An 18,174-nucleotide genomic window follows, 5' to 3' on the forward strand; every position below is an offset into this window, starting at 1 on the left:
ACCCCCAGAGGATATTTCAGACAGAAAATGGGGTGAGGTCGGGCAGGGTGACGCCCGTTGCTTTCGAAAGCGTACCCTCAGCCACCAGAGCGGCAGCGCGGGCGAGATCGGGCGCAAGGTAGCGGTCTTCCTCCAGCGCATGGACCTGCGACCGCAGCGCCCGGACGGCGGCCTGCAAGGGGACAGAGGTCTTCAGTGGTGCGCGGAACTCGACGCCCTGGGTGGCGCAAAGCGCCTCGACGCCAAGGATCACGTTCAGGTTCTTCACCATCCGCCGCAGCCGCCGTGCGCCGTGGGCGGCCATGCTGACATGGTCCTCCTGGTTTGCGGAGGTCGGCGTCGAGTCGATCACCGTGGGATGCGCGAGGTGCTTGTTCTCGCTCATCAGCGCTGCCGTCGTCACCTCGGCGATCATCAGGCCAGAGTTGAGGCCGGGCTTCGGGGTCAGGAAGGCGGGCAGGTCGAAGGACAACGTCGGATCGACCATCAGCGCCACCCGGCGCTGCGCAATCGCGCCGATCTCGGCCAAAGCCATCGCGATCATATCGGCTGCAAAACCAACGGGTTCCGCGTGGAAGTTGCCACCACTGACGATCTGGCCATCGGACAGGACGAGGGGATTGTCGGTCGCGGCGTTCGCCTCGATCTCCAGTGTCCGCGCGGCCATGCGGAGGACATCCATCGCCGCCCCCGTCACCTGCGGCTGGCAGCGGATGCAATAGGGGTCCTGCACCCGGGTATCGCCGTCCCGGTGGCTGTCGCGGATCTCGCTGCCTGCCAGAAGTGCCCGCATCGTCGCCGCCGCAGCAATCTGGCCGGGCTGGCCGCGCAGCGCATGGATTTCCGGCTCCAGGGGCGCGGTCGAGCCCATGATCGCGTCCGTCGAAAGCGCCGAGATCACCAGCGCTTCGCGCGCCGCCTGCCAGGCCTGGAACAGGCCCGCGAGCGCATAAGCCGTGGAAAACTGCGTGCCGTTGATCAGCGCCAGCCCCTCCTTCGCACCCAGTGTGATCGGGGAAAGTCCTTTCAATGCAAGCGCTTCGGCAGCGGGTCTTACCTGACCATCGACCATGGCCTCGCCGTGGCCGATCATCACGGCGGTCATATGGGCCAAGGGTGCAAGGTCCCCACTGGCACCGACCGAGCCCTGGTCGGGGATGACCGGGGTCACACCATGGTCAAGCATCCCCTCGATCAGCGCCACGACCTCGGGCCGGACGCCGGACGCACCCCGACCAAGCGAGAGAAGCTTCAGCACCATCATCAGCCGTGCCACGTCGTCGGGCATGGGCTGACCTACGCCGCAGCAATGAGATAGAATCAGGTTTTTCTGAAGCGTGGCAGTATCTTCCGGCGCGATCTTGATGCTGGCCAGCTTGCCGAATCCAGTGTTGACGCCGTAGACCGCCACGCTGCCGTTGGCCGCCTTGGCGATGTGCCCGGCCGCACGGTCGATCCCGGGGCGGGCGCTGTCGTGCAGCTTGGCGGGCAGGCTGTGCCTGTATATACGCTCTAGCTGCGCGAGGCCGACTTGGCCGGGGATCAGGATTTCAGGCAACAAGACGGCCTCCGTATATACGTTGATGCAGCGCGGTGGCCCCGATGCGATAGCTCAGTTCCGCAGGATGGTCGGCGTCCCAGATGCACAGATCGGCCCGCAGGCCGGGCTCGATGCGGCCCCGGTCGGTCATTCTCAGGGCGCGGGCCGCATGGGCGGTTGTCCCAAGCAGCGCCTCCTCGGGCGTCAGGCGGAACAGGGTGCAGGCCATGTTCATCGCCAGCGTCAGCGAGGCCAGCGGAGAGGAGCCGGGGTTGAGATCGGTCGCCACCGCCATAGGCACCCCTGCTGCGCGCATGGCCGCAATCGGCGGCACCTGGCTTTCGCGCAAGGTATAGAAAGCGCCTGGCAGGATCACCGCAACCGTCCCCGCGCGCGCCATTGCGGCGATGCCCTCGGGCGAAAGGTATTCCAGATGGTCTGCCGACAGCGCACCGTGTCCTGCCGCGAAAGCTGCGCCACCAAGGTCCGACAGTTGTTCCGCATGCAGCTTGACCGGCACGCCAAGCGACCGGGCTTCCGCGAAAAGCGGGCGCAACTCCTCGACCGAAAAAGCGATCCCCTCGCAAAAGGCGTCGACCGCGTCGACCAACCCCTCGGCATGGGCCGCATGCAGCGAAGGCAAGGCGACCTCGGCAATGTAAGCCGTCGCACGGCCTTTGTATTCCGGCGGAATGGCATGGGCGGCAAGGTGCGTTGTCCTGACCGTCGCCGGGCGTGACTGGCCGATCCGGCGGGCGGCGCGAAGCATTTTCAGCTCGTCCGCGACGGTCAGCCCGTAGCCGGATTTCACCTCGATGGTCGTCGCGCCCGAGGCGATCAACTGATCGACGCGGGGCAGCGCCCTTGCCAGCAACTCATCCTCAGACGCCGCACGGGTGGCGGTGACGGTCGACAGGATGCCGCCCCCGGCGCGCGCGACCTCTTCGTAGCTTGCGCCATTGAGGCGCAGTTCGAACTCCACCGCCCGATGTCCGGCAAAGACCGCATGGGTGTGGCAGTCGATCAGGCCCGGCGTGACGAGGCGTCCGGCGCAGTCGTGTTCAGGTAGCTTGCGATGGCCAGCAGGCAGGTCCGCCATTGGTCCGGCCCAGGCGATCCGGTCGCCGTCCAGCGCCACGGCGGCGTCGGGGATCAGACCATAGCCGTCGGTCATCGTCGCAAGGGTGGCATGGGTCAGGAGCATCGGCTTGCCTTATGCATGATGTATTGGCTAATATGTCTAGACATAATGCAAGTCAAGTGAGTCGCCATGATCCTTCACGCCACATCAGCCTTGCTTCCCGATGGCTGGGCCAAAGACGTCCGCATCCGCATCGACGGGGGCCGGATCGCCGTGGTCGAACCGGGCGTGGCGGGGCAGGGCAACAGCGTGATCCTTCCCGCGCCAGTGAACCTGCACTCCCACACCTTCCAGCGCGCGATGGCCGGCCTGACCGAGGCGCGGACGGCGGGGCAGGACAGCTTTTGGACCTGGCGCGCGCTGATGTACCGGTTCCTGGACCGCCTGAGGCCCGAGGATGTGGAGGCCATCGCGGCGCAGGCGATGGTCGAGATGGCCGAGGCCGGTTTCTCGGCGGTCTGCGAATTCCATTACCTGCACCATCCGGTCGGCGGCGGCACCTATGCCGATCCCGCCGAGATGTCGGCGCGGATCGCCGAAGCCTCGCGAGAGACGGGGCTGGGACTGACGCATTTGCCGGTGATCTACGAACAGGGCGGGGTGGATGGCCGCGCGCTCGCCGGGGGGCAGCTGCGGTTCGGTTCGACGCCCAACGTCTATGCGGCGGTGCTGGACGGGGCAGGGTGCGCCCTCGGCGGGTTGCCGGATGCCGTGCTGGGCGTGGCTCCCCACAGTCTGCGGGCGGTCAGCCGCGGGACCCTGGACCGCGTGGCCGGAATGACCCACGGCCCGATCCACATCCACATCGCCGAGCAGGTTGCCGAAGTGACCGAAGTCCAGGCCGCCTGGGGCGCGCGGCCGGTGGATTGGGCCTGCGCGAACCTGCCCCTCGATGCCCGCTGGTGCATGATCCACGCGACGCAGATGACACCGCCCGAGACCGCGGCACTGGCCCGGACCAAAGCGGTGGCAGGTCTTTGCCCGATCACCGAGGCGAACCTCGGTGACGGCATCTTCGACGGACCGGGCTGGCTGGCTGCGGGTGGGATCTTCGGGGTGGGAACGGATTCCAACGTCCGCATTTCGCTGGTCGAGGAGTTGCGGCTGCTGGAATACTCCCAACGGCTTGGCCTGAAGGCGCGGGCGGTCATGGCCGACGGGCGCTCGACGGGGCGTCTTCTCTGGGAGGAGGCCGCAAAGGGCGGGGCGCAGGCAGCAGGACGCGGGACGGGGCGGATCGAGGTCGGCCAGTGGGCCGACCTTCTGGCGTTGGATACCGGCGACCTGCGGCTGGAGGGGCTGGCGGGAGACCAGCTGCTGGACGCTCTGATCTTCGCGGGTCGGGACGGCCTTGTCACCGACCTTTGGTCTGCCGGTCGCCACATCGTGCAGGGTGGCCGCCACATCGCGCGTGAGGCGGTGGAGACCCGGTTCCGCGCCACCATGCGTCGCCTCAGGGACATGCTGTGATGCTTGGCTGGGAAGACATCCGCGCCGAGGTCCTGCGCCGCATCCGGGCGCGGGACTGGCCGCCGGGCGCGCTGATTCCGGGCGAGGAGGCCTTGGCCGAGGAATTCGGGGTGGCCCGCGCCACGGTCAACCGCGCCCTGACCTCGCTGGCCGAGGCCGGGGTGATCGAGCGGAAAAAGCGGGCCGGGACGCGGGTCGCCGAACTGCCGGTCCGCCGCGCACGGCTGGAGATCCCGGTGATCCGGCTGGACGTTCTGGGGCGGGGCCTGCCTTACGACTTCAAGCTGCTGGCCGACCGCCTGGCCCCCGCTCCCGTTCCGGTGACGGCCCGGCTGGGCCTGCCCGAAGGCACGCCGATGCGAAAGCTGGAGACCCTGCATCTGGCCGGGGGGCGGCCCTTCGTGCTGGAGACCCGCTGGCTGAACCCTGCGGTGCTACCCGTTCCGCTTCCGGACTTCGCACAGGTCAGCGTGAATGAGTGGCTGGTGACCCATGTGAGCCTCGTCTCCGGCGACATCGCCTTCACCGCTGAACCGGCCAGTCCCCGCGAGGCGGAGGTGATGGGGGTTGTCCCGGGGACGCCGCTTCTGGTGGCGGAGAGGACCACGCAGGGGACGGGGGGGCCAGTGACCTGGGTCAGGCTCGCCCATGCGCCGGGGCATCGGGTGGCGATGACGTTCTGAGGCCCCGGTGTGTCCACGCAGGACAGGGCGCTGGGGCACGGGATTTCAAGGGGTTGGCTGTGGGCGTTAGGGTGGTGTTAACCCGCTGAGCTTCGCCCGCACTGTCATTTCCGCGAAGGCGGGAAGCCATATTGCCGCTTTCGCGTGGTATCTGGGTCCTCGCTTTCGCGGGGATGACACGGGAGGAGGGGCAGGTTGGAACCCGCTTTCGATGATTGGTGCGCCTTTTCGGCGCGCTCTGAGCCGGACCCTAAGATGCGTCGGAGAGGAGAGTCGGGGTAAACCCCGACCTACGGGTTTGCCGCCGGCTCCGCCGGGACTTCGCCCTCCACCGGCGCGGCGGGGGCCTCGCCTTCCGCCGGAGCCGGTTCTGCCGGAGCCTCCGGCGGCGCCGTCAGCACCCCGTTCTGCCAGATCCCCTCGGCCACCTCGCCGCTAGCGTAGGTGAGCTTGCCCTGGCCCTCGCGTTTGCCCGCCTTGAACATCCCCTGATACACATCCCCGCCGGAATAGGTCGCCACCCCCTGGCCCTCGATCTGGCCCGCGACCCACTGACCCACATACTTGAACCCCTCGGTCGTCGAAAACTCGCCCTCGCCGTTGCGCAGACCCGCCTTGAACGTGCCCTTGTACAAGCTTCCGTCGGGATAGACCGCCGCCCCCACGCCCTCGCGCTGGCCGTCGACCCAGTCGCCCTCATAGCGATAGCCGTCGGGATAGGTCATGACCCCGGTCCCCTGCGGGCGCGCGGCCTTGAAGGCGCCTTCGTAGACACGCCCATCCTTGTAGGTGGCGCGGCCCTGGCCCTCGATCACGCCCGCCACCCAGTTGCCCTGGTAGGTGGAGCCGTCGGGATAGGTGATCGCGCCCTGGCCGTTCGGCTGGTCATCCTTCATCGCACCGATGTAGACCGAGCCGTCGGGATAGGTGATCGAGCCTGTCCCCTCCATCTTGCCTGCGACCCAGGCGCCTTCATACTTGAAGCCGTCGGTGGTGGTGAAACTTCCCTGGCCCTGGCGGCGGTCCTTGGCCCAGGCGCCAAAGTAGATGTCGCCGTTCTTGTGGGTCAGCTTGCCCTGGCCTGCGCGCAAACCATCCTTGAACTCGCCTTCGTAGACGTCGCCGTTGGGCTGGGTCAGGATGCCCTTGCCGTTGATCTGGCCATCCGCCCAGTTGCCCTGGTAGACCAGCCCGTCGGGCATGGTCAGGCGGCCATTGCCCGACCGCTGGCCCTTGACCAGCGTGCCCTCATAGACAGTGCCGTCGGGGTAGGTGATCTTGCCGCGGCCTTCCTTGACCCCCATCACCCAGTCGCCCTCGTAGGTGTAGCCCGAGGGGTTGGTGAGCTTGCCCTTGCCGTTGTGGGTGCCCTTGACGAAGCTGCCCTCGTAGACGGACCCGTTGGCATAGGTCGCGACGCCTTCGCCGGTCATCTGGCCCTCGAACCAGTCGCCCTCATAGGTGCGTCCGTCCGGTGAGGTGATCTTGCCAGTGCCGTCCGGCTGGCCGTTTTCGAACGTGCCCTCGTAGACCGATCCGTTGGGATAGCGCGCCGTGCCCTGGCCGGTGATCGCGCCATCCACCCAGTCGCCGGTGTATTCAAAGCCCGAGGGCAGCCGGTAGGTCCCGGTGCCGTGCTGGCGGCCGTCCTTGAAGGTGCCTTCGTAGACTGATCCGTCATCATACTGCTTGGTGATGACCTCGCCGTCCTGCGCCTGCGCGGGCAGGGCGAGGGCGGCAAGCAGAGTGACGGCAAGCAATCGCATGGACGAATCCCCGGGGCATCTCGGGGCAGGGTAAGAGGGGGCATCCTGTGTGACAAGCTTCCGGGAAATCATCTCTTTGGCATCTTCTGCGGCAGGGGCGGCGAAACGACCGGCGTGTCGTCCTTGGCACTTTCCCTTGTGGCTTGGTCTGGTAGAAAGAGAGGATATTGTGGGGGCCTTCGATGAGCGACACGTTCAAACTGATGCTGGCGCAGCTGAACCCGACCGTGGGGGCGATTGCGGCGAACATCGCGCGGGCCAAGGCGGCGTGGGACAATGCCAAGGCTGCGGGGGCCGACATGGTCGCGCTGACCGAGATGTTCGTGACCGGCTACCAGACCCAGGACCTGATCCTGAAGCCCGCCTTCGTCACGGCGGCGATTGCGGCGGTTGACGCTCTGGCCGAGGACTGTGCCGATGGACCGGCCATCGGGATCGGCGGGCCGGTGCGGCAGGGGGGCAGGCTTTACAACGGCTATTACGTGCTGGAGGGCGGGCGGGTCCATGCGCGCGTCCTGAAGCACCACCTGCCGAATGACGCGGTGTTTGACGAAAAGCGGGTCTTCGCCTCGGCTGATGTGCATGGGCCCTATGTGGTGCGCGGAGTGCGGATCGGCACGCCGATCTGCGAGGATGCCTGGCATCCGGATGTGGCAGAAACGCTGGCCGAGACGGGGGCGGAGATCCTGCTGATCCCCAACGGCTCGCCCTATCACCGGGGCAAGCCGAACCTGCGACTGAACCTGATGGTGTCGCGCGTCGTGGAGACTGGCCTGCCGCTGGTCTACCTCAACATGGTCGGCGGGCAGGATGACCAGGTGTTTGATGGCTCAAGCATGGTCTTGAACCCCGGCGGGCGGCTGATGGCGCAGCTGCCGCAGTTCGACGAATGTGAGGTGATGGTCACATTCCGGCGGGGGGCGGAGGGGTGGCAGGCCGATCCGGGCGAGATCGCGGAAATCCCACCGATCGGCGAGGCGGACTATCGCGCCTGTGTGCTGGCCTTGGGCGACTACATGCGGAAGACGGGATTCAAGAAGGCGTTGCTGGGCCTTTCGGGCGGGATCGACTCGGCGATTGTCGCGGCGATGGCGGTCGATGCTTTGGGGCCGGAAAACGTGCGCTGCGTGATGCTGCCTTCGGAATTCACCAGCCAGCAGTCGCTGGACCTGGCGACGGCGGCGGCGAAAGCGCTGGGGTGCCGTTACGACAGCGTCCCGATCACCGGGGCGCAGGCAGCGGTGGGCGAGGCGCTGGCTCCCCTGTTCGCGGGGACGGAACCGGGGATCACCGAGGAAAACATCCAAAGCCGATTGCGCGGCGTGATGCTGATGGCGCTGTCGAACAAGTTCGGCGAGATGCTGCTGACCACCGGCAACAAGTCGGAAATGGCGGTGGGCTACTGCACGATCTATGGCGACATGAACGGCGGCTACAACCCGGTCAAGGACATGTACAAGACCCGCATGTTCCTGACCGCGCGCTGGCGGAACGAGAACCATCGTTCGTGGATGAAGGGCCCGGCGGGCGAGGTGATCCCCGAGGCGATCATCACCCGGCCCCCGTCGGCGGAACTGCGCGCCAACCAGCGCGACGACGACAGCCTGCCGCCCTATGAGGTGCTGGACGTGATCCTGGAATGCCTGGTCGAAAAAGAGATGGCAGTTGCCGATATCGTCGCCATGGGCTTCGACCGGGCGGTGGTGAAGAAGGTCGAGCACCTTCTCTATCTCGCGGAATACAAACGGTTCCAGTCCGCACCGGGCGTGCGGCTGACACAGAAGGCCTTCTGGCTCGACCGCCGCTATCCGATCGTCAACCGCTTCCGCGATGACGTCTGAACTGGTCGTCTCCAGCTTCTACGACCTCCGCGACGCCGAAGCCTTCGACCGGGCGGCGCGGCTTCTGCTCGCGCGGTTGCGGCTGACTGGGATGGAGGGTGTGCGAAGCTATCGCTTCCTTGGCGGCCCGCGCGACCGGCGGCTGGTCGCGGTCTATGAGGGTCCGCAGGCCTGGGTCGACCTGCATGACCGGATCACCCCCTGGGCGGAAAGCGCCGCCTTGCGCGCTGCCGCGCGACTGGCGCGGGTGGATGTCTACGGGCAGCTTTCGCCCTCGATGCGTGACTGGGTCGAAGACCTGGGCCTTGGTCGGCGACTGCGGATCCTGGATGGGCGCGCGACGGTGCCGCCAGAGCCAATCCGACGACCGGGTGAGGGTCGTGGCATCTTCCGGCGGCTTGCCGGGGGCTGAAAGTCGGGTTTGCGAGGCTCAGCGGGCGGCGGGAAAATGCCGCGCGACAAGCTGGGTCAGCCTGCGGTGCAGGGGCAGGGTGCGGTGGCGGATGTGGATCGCGGCAAAGACCGGCTGGCGCAGGTCGGGCGCGTCCCCGACCGCCATGAATCGCCCGCCCGCGATCAGCTCGGTTGCCGTCTTTTCCAGCACATAACCCGACCCTCCCATCGCGGTCAGAAGCGAGACGACCGACCCCGACTGGCCGACGGACACGGGTGAGGTGGCCAGTTCGGGCGTCAGCTGGCGGTGCATCTCCTCGAAAGCGGGGGAGAAATGGGCAAAGATGAAGCGGCTGGGCGTGACGTCGGAGAGGCGGGGCGTGTCGGTGGAGATCATCCGGTAGGTCACTTCGCCCACAGAGTCGAAATGCAGGTCAGGGTGCGGCTTCGGGCTGAACATCACCGCGAAGTCGAGGATGCCGGTCAGCAGGTCGGCACACATCTGGTTTGAATAATCCGGCTCGATATAGAAGGCGGTCTCGGGCAGTGCTGCCCTGAACTCGGCCACCCAGTCGCCCAGATAGACGGCGGCAAGGTCATTCTGGATGCCGAGGCGGAGGAGTTGTGCCGCGCCCTGCGGGATCTGGATGCGCCGCTTGGCCTCGTTCCATTCATGGCGCAGCGCGCGGGCATGGGGTTCAAAGCGCTTGCCCTCTGGCGTCAGGTCGGTGCCTGCGCGTGAGCGGTCGAAGAGCCGTTGGCCGACCGCCTGTTCCAGCGCGCTGACGCGGGCCGAGACGGTGGATTGCGTGATCCGCAGCCGTTCCGCCGTGCGGTGGAAGCTGCGCGTCTCGGCAAGGTCGAGGAAGGTGTCGAGAAGGTCGATCTGCATGTGTCGCGCCTTTGGCCGGCCCCGGGGGTTTTCCACCCCCAGACCCCCGGAGGATACTTGGGGACAGAAGATGCCGGTGATCGGTTCTTTCGATCAATAGCCTGGTTCTGACCGAATTGAAAGCGGGTGCAATGCGGCGGATAGTGGCGCGCGGAATGGGGAGGCGGCGATGGCGGAATTTGCATCGGCTCGGGTGGTCATCATCGGCGGCGGGGCGGTCGGGGCCTCGGCCTTGTATCATCTGGCCAAGGCGGGCTGGACCGACGCGCTCCTGCTGGAGAAGAACGAGCTGACGGCCGGGTCCACCTGGCATGCGGCGGGGAACGTGCCGACGTTCTCGTCCTCCTGGTCGATCATGAACATGCAGCGCTATTCGGCCAGCCTCTACCGTGGCCTGGGCGAGGCGGTGAACTATCCGATGAACTACCATGTCACCGGGTCCGTCCGCCTGGGCCATTCCAAGGAGCGCCTGCAGGAGTTCAAGCGCGTCGTCGGCATGGGTCGCTATCAGGGAATGGACCTGACCATCCTGTCGCCCGATGAGATCCGCACGAAATATCCCTTCCTGGAAACCCATGACCTGACCGGCGCGCTGTATGACCCCTACGACGGCGACATCGACCCGGCGCAGTTGACCCAGGCGCTTGCGGCGGGCGCCCGCCAGATGGGTGCGCGGATCGAACGGTTCTGTCCTGTCACGGCGGCACGCTGGACAGGCAGTGAGTGGATCCTTTCGACACCCAAGGGCGAAGTCCGCGCCGAATATGTGGTCAATGCGGGCGGTTACTATGCGGCCCATGTCGGCGCGATGTTCGGCCGCCGCGTGCCGATGATGGTGATGAGCCACCAGTACATGCTGTTCGACACGATCCCCGAACTGGAGGCCTGGTCGAAAGAGGTCGGCCACAAGCTTCCGCTTCTGCGCGATGTCGACAGCTCCTACTACCTTCGGCAAGAGAAGATGGGCTTCAACCTTGGCCCCTATGAAAACCCATGCCGGGCGCACTGGGCCACGCCGGACGACCCGATGCCCGAGGACTTTTCTTTCCAGCTGTTCCCCGACGATCTGGAGCGGCTGGAATGGCACATCAACGACGCCATGGCCCGCGTGCCGCTGTTGCAGAAGGCCAACCTGACCAAGGTCATCAACGGCCCGATCCCCTATACCCCCGACGGAAACCCCCTGATCGGCCCGATGCCGGGGGTGCCCAATGCCTTCGAGGCCTGCGTCTTCACATTCGGCATCTGCCAGGCGGGGGGCGCGGGCAAGGTGCTGGCGGAATGGGTGACGGAAGGCGGCACCGAATGGGACATGTGGTCCTGCGACCCGCGCCGGTTCACCGGGTGGGAGGATCACGACTATCTGGTCGAGAAGGGCAAAGAGGTCTATGGCCACGAATACGGGATGCATTTCCCGATGGCGCGCTGGCCTGCCGCGCCCGACCGCAAGCTCTCGCCCGTCCATGACAAGCTGAAGGCGCTGGGTGCCCAGTTCGCACCCTACAACGGCTGGGAGCGGGCGGAGTGGTATGCCGCGCCGGGCGACGACACCAGCTGGGAGGCAACGCAGACCTGGGGCCGCAAGGGCCCGTGGGAGGCGCGGATCAAGGCCGAATGCGAGGCGGTGCGCGATGGCGTGGGCGTCCTTGACCTGCCGGGCTTCTCACGTCTGCTGGTCAAGGGACCGGGGGCGCGGGCGCATGTGGCCAGCCTTACAGCCTCGCGCCTGCCGGCCGAGGGGCGGATCGGCCTTGTCTATTTCGCCGACGAGCGCGGCCGCATCGTGACCGAGATGTCCTGCATGGTGCATGGCGAGGATCAGGTGGGCCTGATCACCGCCGCCGTGGCGCAGTGGCATGACGCGGACGTGCTGCGGAAGGGCCTGCCCGAAGGTTGCGTGATCGAGGATCATACTGACGCGGTGTCCTGCTTCATCGTGACCGGGCCCAAGTCGCGCGCGCTTTTGGCGGGGATCGCCGAGGCCGACCTGACGAAGCCCTGGCTGTCGGTTCAGTACGACGCGAAGGTCGCAGGCAAGGATGTTGCGCTGGTGCGTGTGTCCTTTGCGGGTGAGCTGGGTTGGGAAATCCACTGCGACAAGGCCGATGCCCCGGCGATCCTGGATGCGCTGCTGGCGGGCGGGGCGAAACCCTTTGGCATGAAGGCGCTGAACTCCTTGCGGATCGAGAAGGGCTACCGGGCCTGGAAGGGCGACCTCTCGACCGACTATTCCCTGCTGGAAGGCGGGCTGGAGCGGTTCATCGACTGGAACCACGATTTCCCCGGCAAGGCGGCGCTGCAGGCCGAGAAACAGCGCGGGGTGAAAAAGCGCTTCGTCTCGCTGAAAGTCGAGGCGGGCGAGTGCGACGCGCCTTACATGTCGACCCTCTGGCATCAGGGACAGGTGGTGGGCGAGACGACTTCGGGCGCCTGGGGCTATCGGGTGGGTCACTCGATGGCGCTGGGGATGTTGCGGGCGGACTTGTGCGTAGCGGGGACGGAGGTCGAGGTGGAGATCTTCGGCGACCGGGTGAAAGCCACGGTGCTGCCCGAAGGCCCGGCCTGGGAAGCGAAGAACGAACGTATCCGGGCATGACCGACCTGCCCGCAACCATGTCGGGTGTGCAGCTTGTCGGCCATGGCGGGCCGGAAAAGCTGGTCTGGCGCGATGACCTTCCCGTGCCACGGCCCGGCCCGGGCGAAGTGCTGGTCAAGGTGCTGGCCGCGGGCGTCAACATGACAGACATCAACACCAGGTCAGGCTGGTACGGCAGCGAGGACCGCAAGTCCGGCTGGTCGGGAGAGTTGGCCTTTCCCCGCATCCAGGGGTCCGACCTTTGCGGGCGGATCGTGGTGCTGGGCGCTGGGGTCGAGGGGCTGCCGCTGGGTGCGCGTGTCATCTGCCCGACGAACCAGCACGAGCCGATCGAGGAAAACCCGATCAACTTCGTCTCTATCGGGTCGGAGTACGACGGGGCTTTCGCACAGTATTGCGTGGTCAAGGCGCGTCATCTGTACGACGTCTCCGCCTCGCCGCTGAGCGACATCGAGATCGGCGCGATGCCTTGTGCCTACGGGACGGCGCACAACCTTCTGTCGCGCGCTGGGGTCGCGGTGGGGGAACGGCTTCTGGTCACCGGCGCCTCGGGCGGGGTCGGTCTTGCCGCCGTCCAGCTTTCGCTGCTGCGCGGGGCCGAGGTCACGGCCCAGTGCAGCCCGGCGAAATCGGCCCCGTTGCGCGACCTGGGAGCCGCGATTCTGGCGCGCGAAGCGACACCACCGGCGCGGTCTTTCGACGTTGTGATCGACATCGTGGGCGGCGAGGGGTTCCAGGACCGGCTCGACGCGCTGCGCCCCGGCGGACGCTATGCCACGTCGGGTGCGGTAGCCGGGCCGACCGTCACGGGGGATCTGCGCAGCATCTACTTGAATGATCTGACCCTGTACGGCGCCACTCACCAACCGCGCGAGGTCTTCGCGGGCCTCGTGACCATCATCAACAAGGGCCGCTTGCGCCCCGTGGTGTCGAAAACCTACCCCCTCCGCGACATCGCGCAGGCGCAGGCCGATCTGGCCGCCGGACGCTATCCCGGAAAACTTGTCCTCGTTCCCTCGGAGCCGCAGCCATGACCATCCCCTCGAAAGCGCGAGCCGTCGTCATCGGGGGCGGGGTCTCTGGCTGTTCCGTGGCCTATCACCTGGCCAAGGCCGGCTGGACTGACGTTGTGCTCCTGGAGCGGCGGAAGCTGACCTCGGGCACGACCTGGCATGCGGCGGGGCTGATCGGCCAGCTTCGGGGCAGCGCGAACATGACGCGGCTGGCAAAATACTCGGCGGACCTGTATCGTGGGCTGGAGGCTGAGACTGGCGTTGCCACGGGCATGAAGCAGGTCGGGTCGATTTCCGTTGCGCTGACGAAAGAGCGGCATGAGGAGTTGCTGCGTCAGGCCACGGTCGCGCGGATATTCGACGTCGAGGTGCATGAAATTTCGCCGCAAGAGGCGAAGGCGAAGTATCCGCACCTGAACATCGACGGGGTTGTGGGGGCCGTGGCGTTGCCGCTGGATGGACAATGCGACCCGGCGAATATCGCGATGGCGCTGGCCAAGGGCGCCCGTATGCGGGGCGCGAAGATCTTCGAGAACACGCTGGTGACAAAGGTCACCACGGCGGGCGGTCGTGTCACTGGTGTCGACTACGAGACCGCCGAAGGTCCGGGGCATATCGAGGCCGATGTCATCGTCAACTGTGGCGGGATGTGGGGACGCGACCTGGCGGCGCAGAACGGCGTCACCTTGCCGCTGCATGCCTGCGAACACTTCTACCTCGTCACCGAACCCGTTGACGGGCTTAAGGATTTGCCGGTCCTGCGCGTGCCGGACGAATGCGCCTATTACAAGCAGGACGCCGGCAAGATGATGCTGGGGGCCTTCGAGCCCAAGGCCAAGCCCTGGGGGATGGAGGGCATCCGCAAGGACTTCGAATTCGACACCCTGCCCGAGGACTGGGACCATTTCATGCCCATCCTCGAACACGCAATGAACCGGATGCCGCTGTTCCAGACCGCGGGCATCCATACCTTCTTCAACGGGCCGGAGTCGTTTACCCCCGATGACCGCTACTACCTGGGCGAGGCGCCCGAGGTGCAGGGATACTGGATCGCGGCTGGATACAATTCCATCGGCATTGTCTCCTCTGGCGGCGCGGGTCAGGCCTTGGCGCATTGGATCACCGAAGGCGAGCCGCCCTTCGACCTCTGGGAGGTGGACATCCGACGCGCGCAGCCGTTCCAGAAGAACCGCCGCTACCTGAAGGAACGCGTCTCTGAAACCCTCGGCCTCCTCTACGCCGACCACTTCCCCTACCGTCAGGTCGTTACCTCGCGGGGCGTCCGCCGCTCGCCGATCCACGAGCACCTGAAAGCCCGCGGCGCGGTGTTCGGTGAAGTCGCAGGCTGGGAACGCGCCAACTGGTTTGCGAACGAGGGGCAAGAGCGGGACTACCGCTACTCCTGGAAGCGGCAGAACTGGTTCGACAACCAGCGTGCCGAGCATATGGCGGTCCGCACATCTGCGGGCCTCTTCGACATGACCTCGTTCGGCAAGATCCGCATCGAGGGCCGCGATGCCTGCGCATTTCTCAACCGCATCTCCTCGGCGCAAGTTGACGTGGCCCCGGGCCGCATCGTCTATACGATGTTTCTCAATGAACGCGGGGGAATAGAGGCCGACCTTACAGTGACCCGCCTGTCCGAGACCGCCTATCTGGCCGTCGTCCCCGGCGCGACGCTGCAGCGCAACCTCGCCTGGATGCGCGCCCATGTCGGCGACGACTTCGCTGTCATCACCGACGTCACCGCCGCCGAATCCGTCCTCTGCCTGATGGGCCCGCAATCGCGCGAGGTGCTGGCCAAGGTCTCACCGAAGGACTTCAGCAACACCGCGCATCCCTTTGGCATTGCGCAAGAAATCGAGATCGGCATGGGCCTCGCCCGCGCCCATCGCGTGACCTATGTCGGCGAGCTTGGCTGGGAGCTGTATATACCGACCGACCAGACTGCCCATGTCTTTGAGGCCCTCATGGAGGCCGCACCGGACCTCAAGCTCTGCGGCCTTCATACGCTGGACAGCTGCCGGATCGAGAAGGCCTACCGTCACTGGGGCCACGACATCACCGATGAGGACCACGTCCTGGAAGCCGGTCTCGGCTTCACCGTCAGCCGCAAGAAACCGGCCTTCATCGGGCGTGACGCGGTGTTGCTGAAGGAACAGCAGGGTCTTGACCGCCGCATGGTCCAGTTCCGCCTGAAGGACCCCGAACCGCTGCTCTTCCACAACGAAGCCATTGTTCGCGATGGGAAAATCGTCGGGCCTGTCACCTCGGGCAACTACGGTCACTACCTCGGCGGGGCTGTCGGGATGGGCTATGTCCCGGCCAGGGGGCAGTCGGATGAGGACATCCTCGGCTCCACCTATCAGATCGAAGTCGCAGGTCAGCGGCACGACGCCATCGCCAGCCTTGTCCCGATGCACGATCCGAAGTCCGAAAGGATCAAGGCATGACCCTGGCCACCCGCCACCAGGCCTTTCACGACCTGCACCAGTCCGGTTGTTTCGTGATTCCAAACCCCTGGGACCGGGGCAGCGCGAAGATGATGGCGGCGCTTGGTGCCAAGGCTCTGACAACCAGCTCCGCCGCCCACGCCTTCACGCTGGGCCGCCCGGACCTTGGCGGCGTGACCCGCGACGAGGCGCTGGCCCATGCCGCCGATCTGATCGCCGCCACCAACCTGCCGGTCTCGGGCGATTTCGAGAACGGCTTTGGCGACAGCCCGGATGCGGTTGCCGAAACCGTGCGTCTGGCGGGTGAGGTTGGCTTGTCCGGGATCAGCGTCGAGGATACGCAGATGGTCCCCGGCAATCCCGCCTATGCCTTTGATCTGGCGGTGGAACGTATCCGGGCCGGGGTCGCCGCGGCCCGCGCCCTGAACCGCCCCTTCATCTTTTGCGCCCGGGCCGATGGGGTGATGAACGGGACCTACGACCTGTCCGAGGGCATCCGCCGCCTGCAGGCGTTTCAGGACGCCGGAACCGACCTGCTTTACATTCCCGTGCCCCCCGGACCGGCCGAACTGGCGCAGATCCTTGCGTCGGTGACCAAGCCGGTGAACGCCCTCGCTGCCGGGCCGCTCAAGACGCTTACTGTCGCCGAAATGGCGACACTCGGGATCCGTCGCATCTCCACCGGCAGCCAGATTGCCCGCCTGGCCCATGCCGCCATCCGCGACAGCGTCAGCGCGATGCTGGAGCACGGTTCCTTCGCGCCGCTTGCGGGCACTGCCAGCGGTGACGAAATCGACGCACTTCTTCTCAAGGGATCAGCCCAATGACCGACCTGTCCGATATCGGCGAGACCTGCGAACCCGCCCGTGCCCGTCGCAGCGGTGGCCGTCAGGCCCGCGTGGCCCTTCGCGCCGCCCCCTTGGCCGATGACGTGAAACCCGTCCGCGCGGGTCTTCCCGGCGGCCAGTACAAGCCCCTGACCGAGGCCGGAGTGCAGCAGATCCACGCCGCGGCCCTGGATGCGCTGGAACAGATCGGTCTCAGCCAAGCCCCTGAGTCCGGGCGCAAACTTCTTACCGAAGCGGGCGCGATCCTGGGCGATGATGGCCGCATCCGCTTTCCCCGTGCGCTGGTCGAGGACATGCTGGCCGTCGCCGCACGCAACATCACCCTGCATGCGCGTGACCCCAAGCACGACCTGCACCTGACCGGCACCAATGTTCATTACGGCACGGCGGGGGCGGCGGTGCATATCGTCGATCCGGTGACGCTCGACTATCGCGAAAGCACGGCGCAAGACCTCTATGACGCGGCGCGGCTGGTCGACAACCTGGACAACATCCATTTCTACCAGCGCACGATGGTCTGCCGCGACGTGGTCGACAACAAGGAGATGGACCTCAACACCCTCTACGGCTGCCTTGCCGGGACCACGAAGCACGTCGGCACCTCGTTTTCGGACCCGTCGCACGTCGCCGATTGTTTCGAAATGCTGCATATGGTGGCGGGGGGGGAGGAGAAGTGGCTGGAGCGGCCCTTTGTCAGCAATTCCAACTGCTTCGTCGTTCCGCCGATGAAGTTCGCCGAGGAAAGCTGCATCACGATGGAAGATTGCATCCGTCGCGGCATGCCGATGCTGCTCCTCAGTGCGGGGCAGGCCGGGGCCACCGCGCCCGCACCGATTGCGCTTGCCATCGTGCAGGCGGTGGCCGAATGTCTGGCGGGCGTGGTCTACGTCAACGCGATCAAGCCCGGCGCGCCGGCGATCTTCGGGACTTGGCCGTTTGTTTCCGATCTGAGAACGGGCGCCATGTCAGGCGGGTCGGCGGAGCAGGCGCTTCTCACCGCCGGATGCGCGCAGATGCACCGCTTCTACGACTTGCCGGGCGGGGCGGCCTCGGGGATCAGCGATTCCAAGCTTCCCGACATGCAGGCGGGTTGGGAGCAGGGGATCACCAACTCTCTCGCCGGTCTGGCGGGGCTCAACATGTGCTATGAGGCTGTGGGGATGCATGCCTCGCTCCTCGGCTTCTGCCTGGAGTCACTGGTGCTTGGGGATGACCTGCTTGGCCAGGCCATGCGTCTGGTGCGCGGGATCGACGTGACGCCCGACAGCACAAGCATCGACGCGATGAAGCAGGTCTGCCTCGGTGGCCCCGGCCACTACCTCGGATCGGACCAGACGCTGAAGCTGATGCAGACCGAATACATCTACCCCAAGTCCGCCAACCGGATGTCGCCGAAGGAGTGGAACGAGGCGGGTAAGCCGCTGCTGCTCGACACGGCCATCGCGCGGAAGAACGAAATCCTGGCCAAGGCCGGGTGCCGTGTGGACGCCGAGATCGATGCGGCCGTCCGGAAGCGGTTCAACATCTACTTCAAGTAA

General features: G+C 66.3%; 13 protein-coding genes. 9 read left to right on the plus strand and 4 right to left on the minus strand.

Annotated features, from left to right (window positions below; genetic code table 11):
* Positions 1-16: 16 nt before the first annotated feature.
* Positions 17-1,561, minus strand: a complete 1,545-nt coding sequence (hutH, locus tag E8M84_RS16010; protein WP_137112212.1) for a histidine ammonia-lyase — start codon at positions 1,559-1,561, stop codon at positions 17-19.
* The gene (gene hutI / locus E8M84_RS16015; RefSeq protein ID WP_137112213.1) at positions 1,551-2,744 is read right to left on the minus strand and encodes an imidazolonepropionase; all 1,194 of its coding nucleotides are present in this window, start codon (positions 2,742-2,744) and stop codon (positions 1,551-1,553) included. Before hutI ends, hutH begins: the two co-directional genes overlap by 11 nt.
* A gap of 66 nt (positions 2,745-2,810) precedes the next feature.
* On the opposite strand from hutI, the gene E8M84_RS16020 reads away from it, so the two are divergent.
* The gene (locus E8M84_RS16020) at positions 2,811-4,151 is read left to right on the plus strand and encodes a formimidoylglutamate deiminase (RefSeq protein WP_137112214.1); all 1,341 of its coding nucleotides are present in this window, start codon (positions 2,811-2,813) and stop codon (positions 4,149-4,151) included.
* Positions 4,151-4,834, plus strand: coding sequence for a GntR family transcriptional regulator (locus tag E8M84_RS16025; RefSeq protein ID WP_240790422.1), 684 nt, complete (start codon positions 4,151-4,153; stop codon positions 4,832-4,834). The genes E8M84_RS16020 and E8M84_RS16025 overlap by 1 nt, the downstream gene beginning before the upstream one ends.
* A 290-nt stretch (positions 4,835-5,124) precedes the next feature.
* Here the strand turns inward: E8M84_RS16025 and E8M84_RS16030 are convergent, their stop codons facing one another.
* Positions 5,125-6,600 carry a 2-isopropylmalate synthase gene (locus E8M84_RS16030; protein ID WP_137112216.1) on the minus strand — a complete coding sequence of 492 codons (1,476 nt, stop codon included), beginning with the start codon at positions 6,598-6,600 and terminating at the stop codon, positions 5,125-5,127.
* 182 nt (positions 6,601-6,782) lie between these two features.
* Here E8M84_RS16030 and E8M84_RS16035 point away from each other — a divergent pair, with 182 nt between their 5' ends.
* Entirely contained in the window at positions 6,783-8,441 is a 1,659-nt protein-coding gene (locus E8M84_RS16035; RefSeq protein ID WP_137112217.1) for an NAD+ synthase, read from the plus strand.
* Positions 8,431-8,853 (plus strand): hypothetical protein, encoded by a 423-nt coding sequence (locus E8M84_RS16040; protein WP_137112218.1) that lies wholly within the window; start codon positions 8,431-8,433, stop codon positions 8,851-8,853. Before E8M84_RS16035 ends, E8M84_RS16040 begins: the two co-directional genes overlap by 11 nt.
* Positions 8,854-8,871: 18 nt before the next feature.
* Here E8M84_RS16040 and E8M84_RS16045 read toward each other — a convergent pair whose 3' ends face one another.
* Entirely contained in the window at positions 8,872-9,726 is an 855-nt protein-coding gene (locus tag E8M84_RS16045) for a LysR family transcriptional regulator (RefSeq protein ID WP_137112219.1), read from the minus strand.
* Positions 9,727-9,895: 169 nt separating this feature from the next.
* On the opposite strand from E8M84_RS16045, the gene E8M84_RS16050 reads away from it, so the two are divergent.
* From E8M84_RS16050 to E8M84_RS16070, 5 genes are read left to right on the plus strand one after another with little or no spacing between them, the layout of a single operon-like run.
* Positions 9,896-12,322, plus strand: coding sequence for an FAD-dependent oxidoreductase (locus E8M84_RS16050; RefSeq protein WP_137112220.1), 2,427 nt, complete (start codon positions 9,896-9,898; stop codon positions 12,320-12,322).
* On the plus strand, positions 12,319-13,356 hold the full coding sequence (locus E8M84_RS16055) for a zinc-binding dehydrogenase (protein WP_137112221.1): 1,038 nt from the start codon (positions 12,319-12,321) through the stop codon (positions 13,354-13,356). The genes E8M84_RS16050 and E8M84_RS16055 overlap by 4 nt, the downstream gene beginning before the upstream one ends.
* Complete coding sequence (locus E8M84_RS16060) at positions 13,353-15,788, plus strand: FAD-dependent oxidoreductase (protein ID WP_137112222.1); 2,436 nt, start codon at positions 13,353-13,355, stop codon at positions 15,786-15,788. Before E8M84_RS16055 ends, E8M84_RS16060 begins: the two co-directional genes overlap by 4 nt.
* On the plus strand, positions 15,785-16,615 hold the full coding sequence (locus E8M84_RS16065) for an oxaloacetate decarboxylase (RefSeq protein WP_137112223.1): 831 nt from the start codon (positions 15,785-15,787) through the stop codon (positions 16,613-16,615). The genes E8M84_RS16060 and E8M84_RS16065 overlap by 4 nt, the downstream gene beginning before the upstream one ends.
* The gene (locus E8M84_RS16070; RefSeq protein WP_137112224.1) at positions 16,612-18,174 is read left to right on the plus strand and encodes a trimethylamine methyltransferase family protein; all 1,563 of its coding nucleotides are present in this window, start codon (positions 16,612-16,614) and stop codon (positions 18,172-18,174) included. The genes E8M84_RS16065 and E8M84_RS16070 overlap by 4 nt, the downstream gene beginning before the upstream one ends.

Source organism: Rhodobacter sp. SY28-1, assembly GCF_005222785.1.
Lineage (GTDB): Bacteria > Pseudomonadota > Alphaproteobacteria > Rhodobacterales > Rhodobacteraceae > Tabrizicola.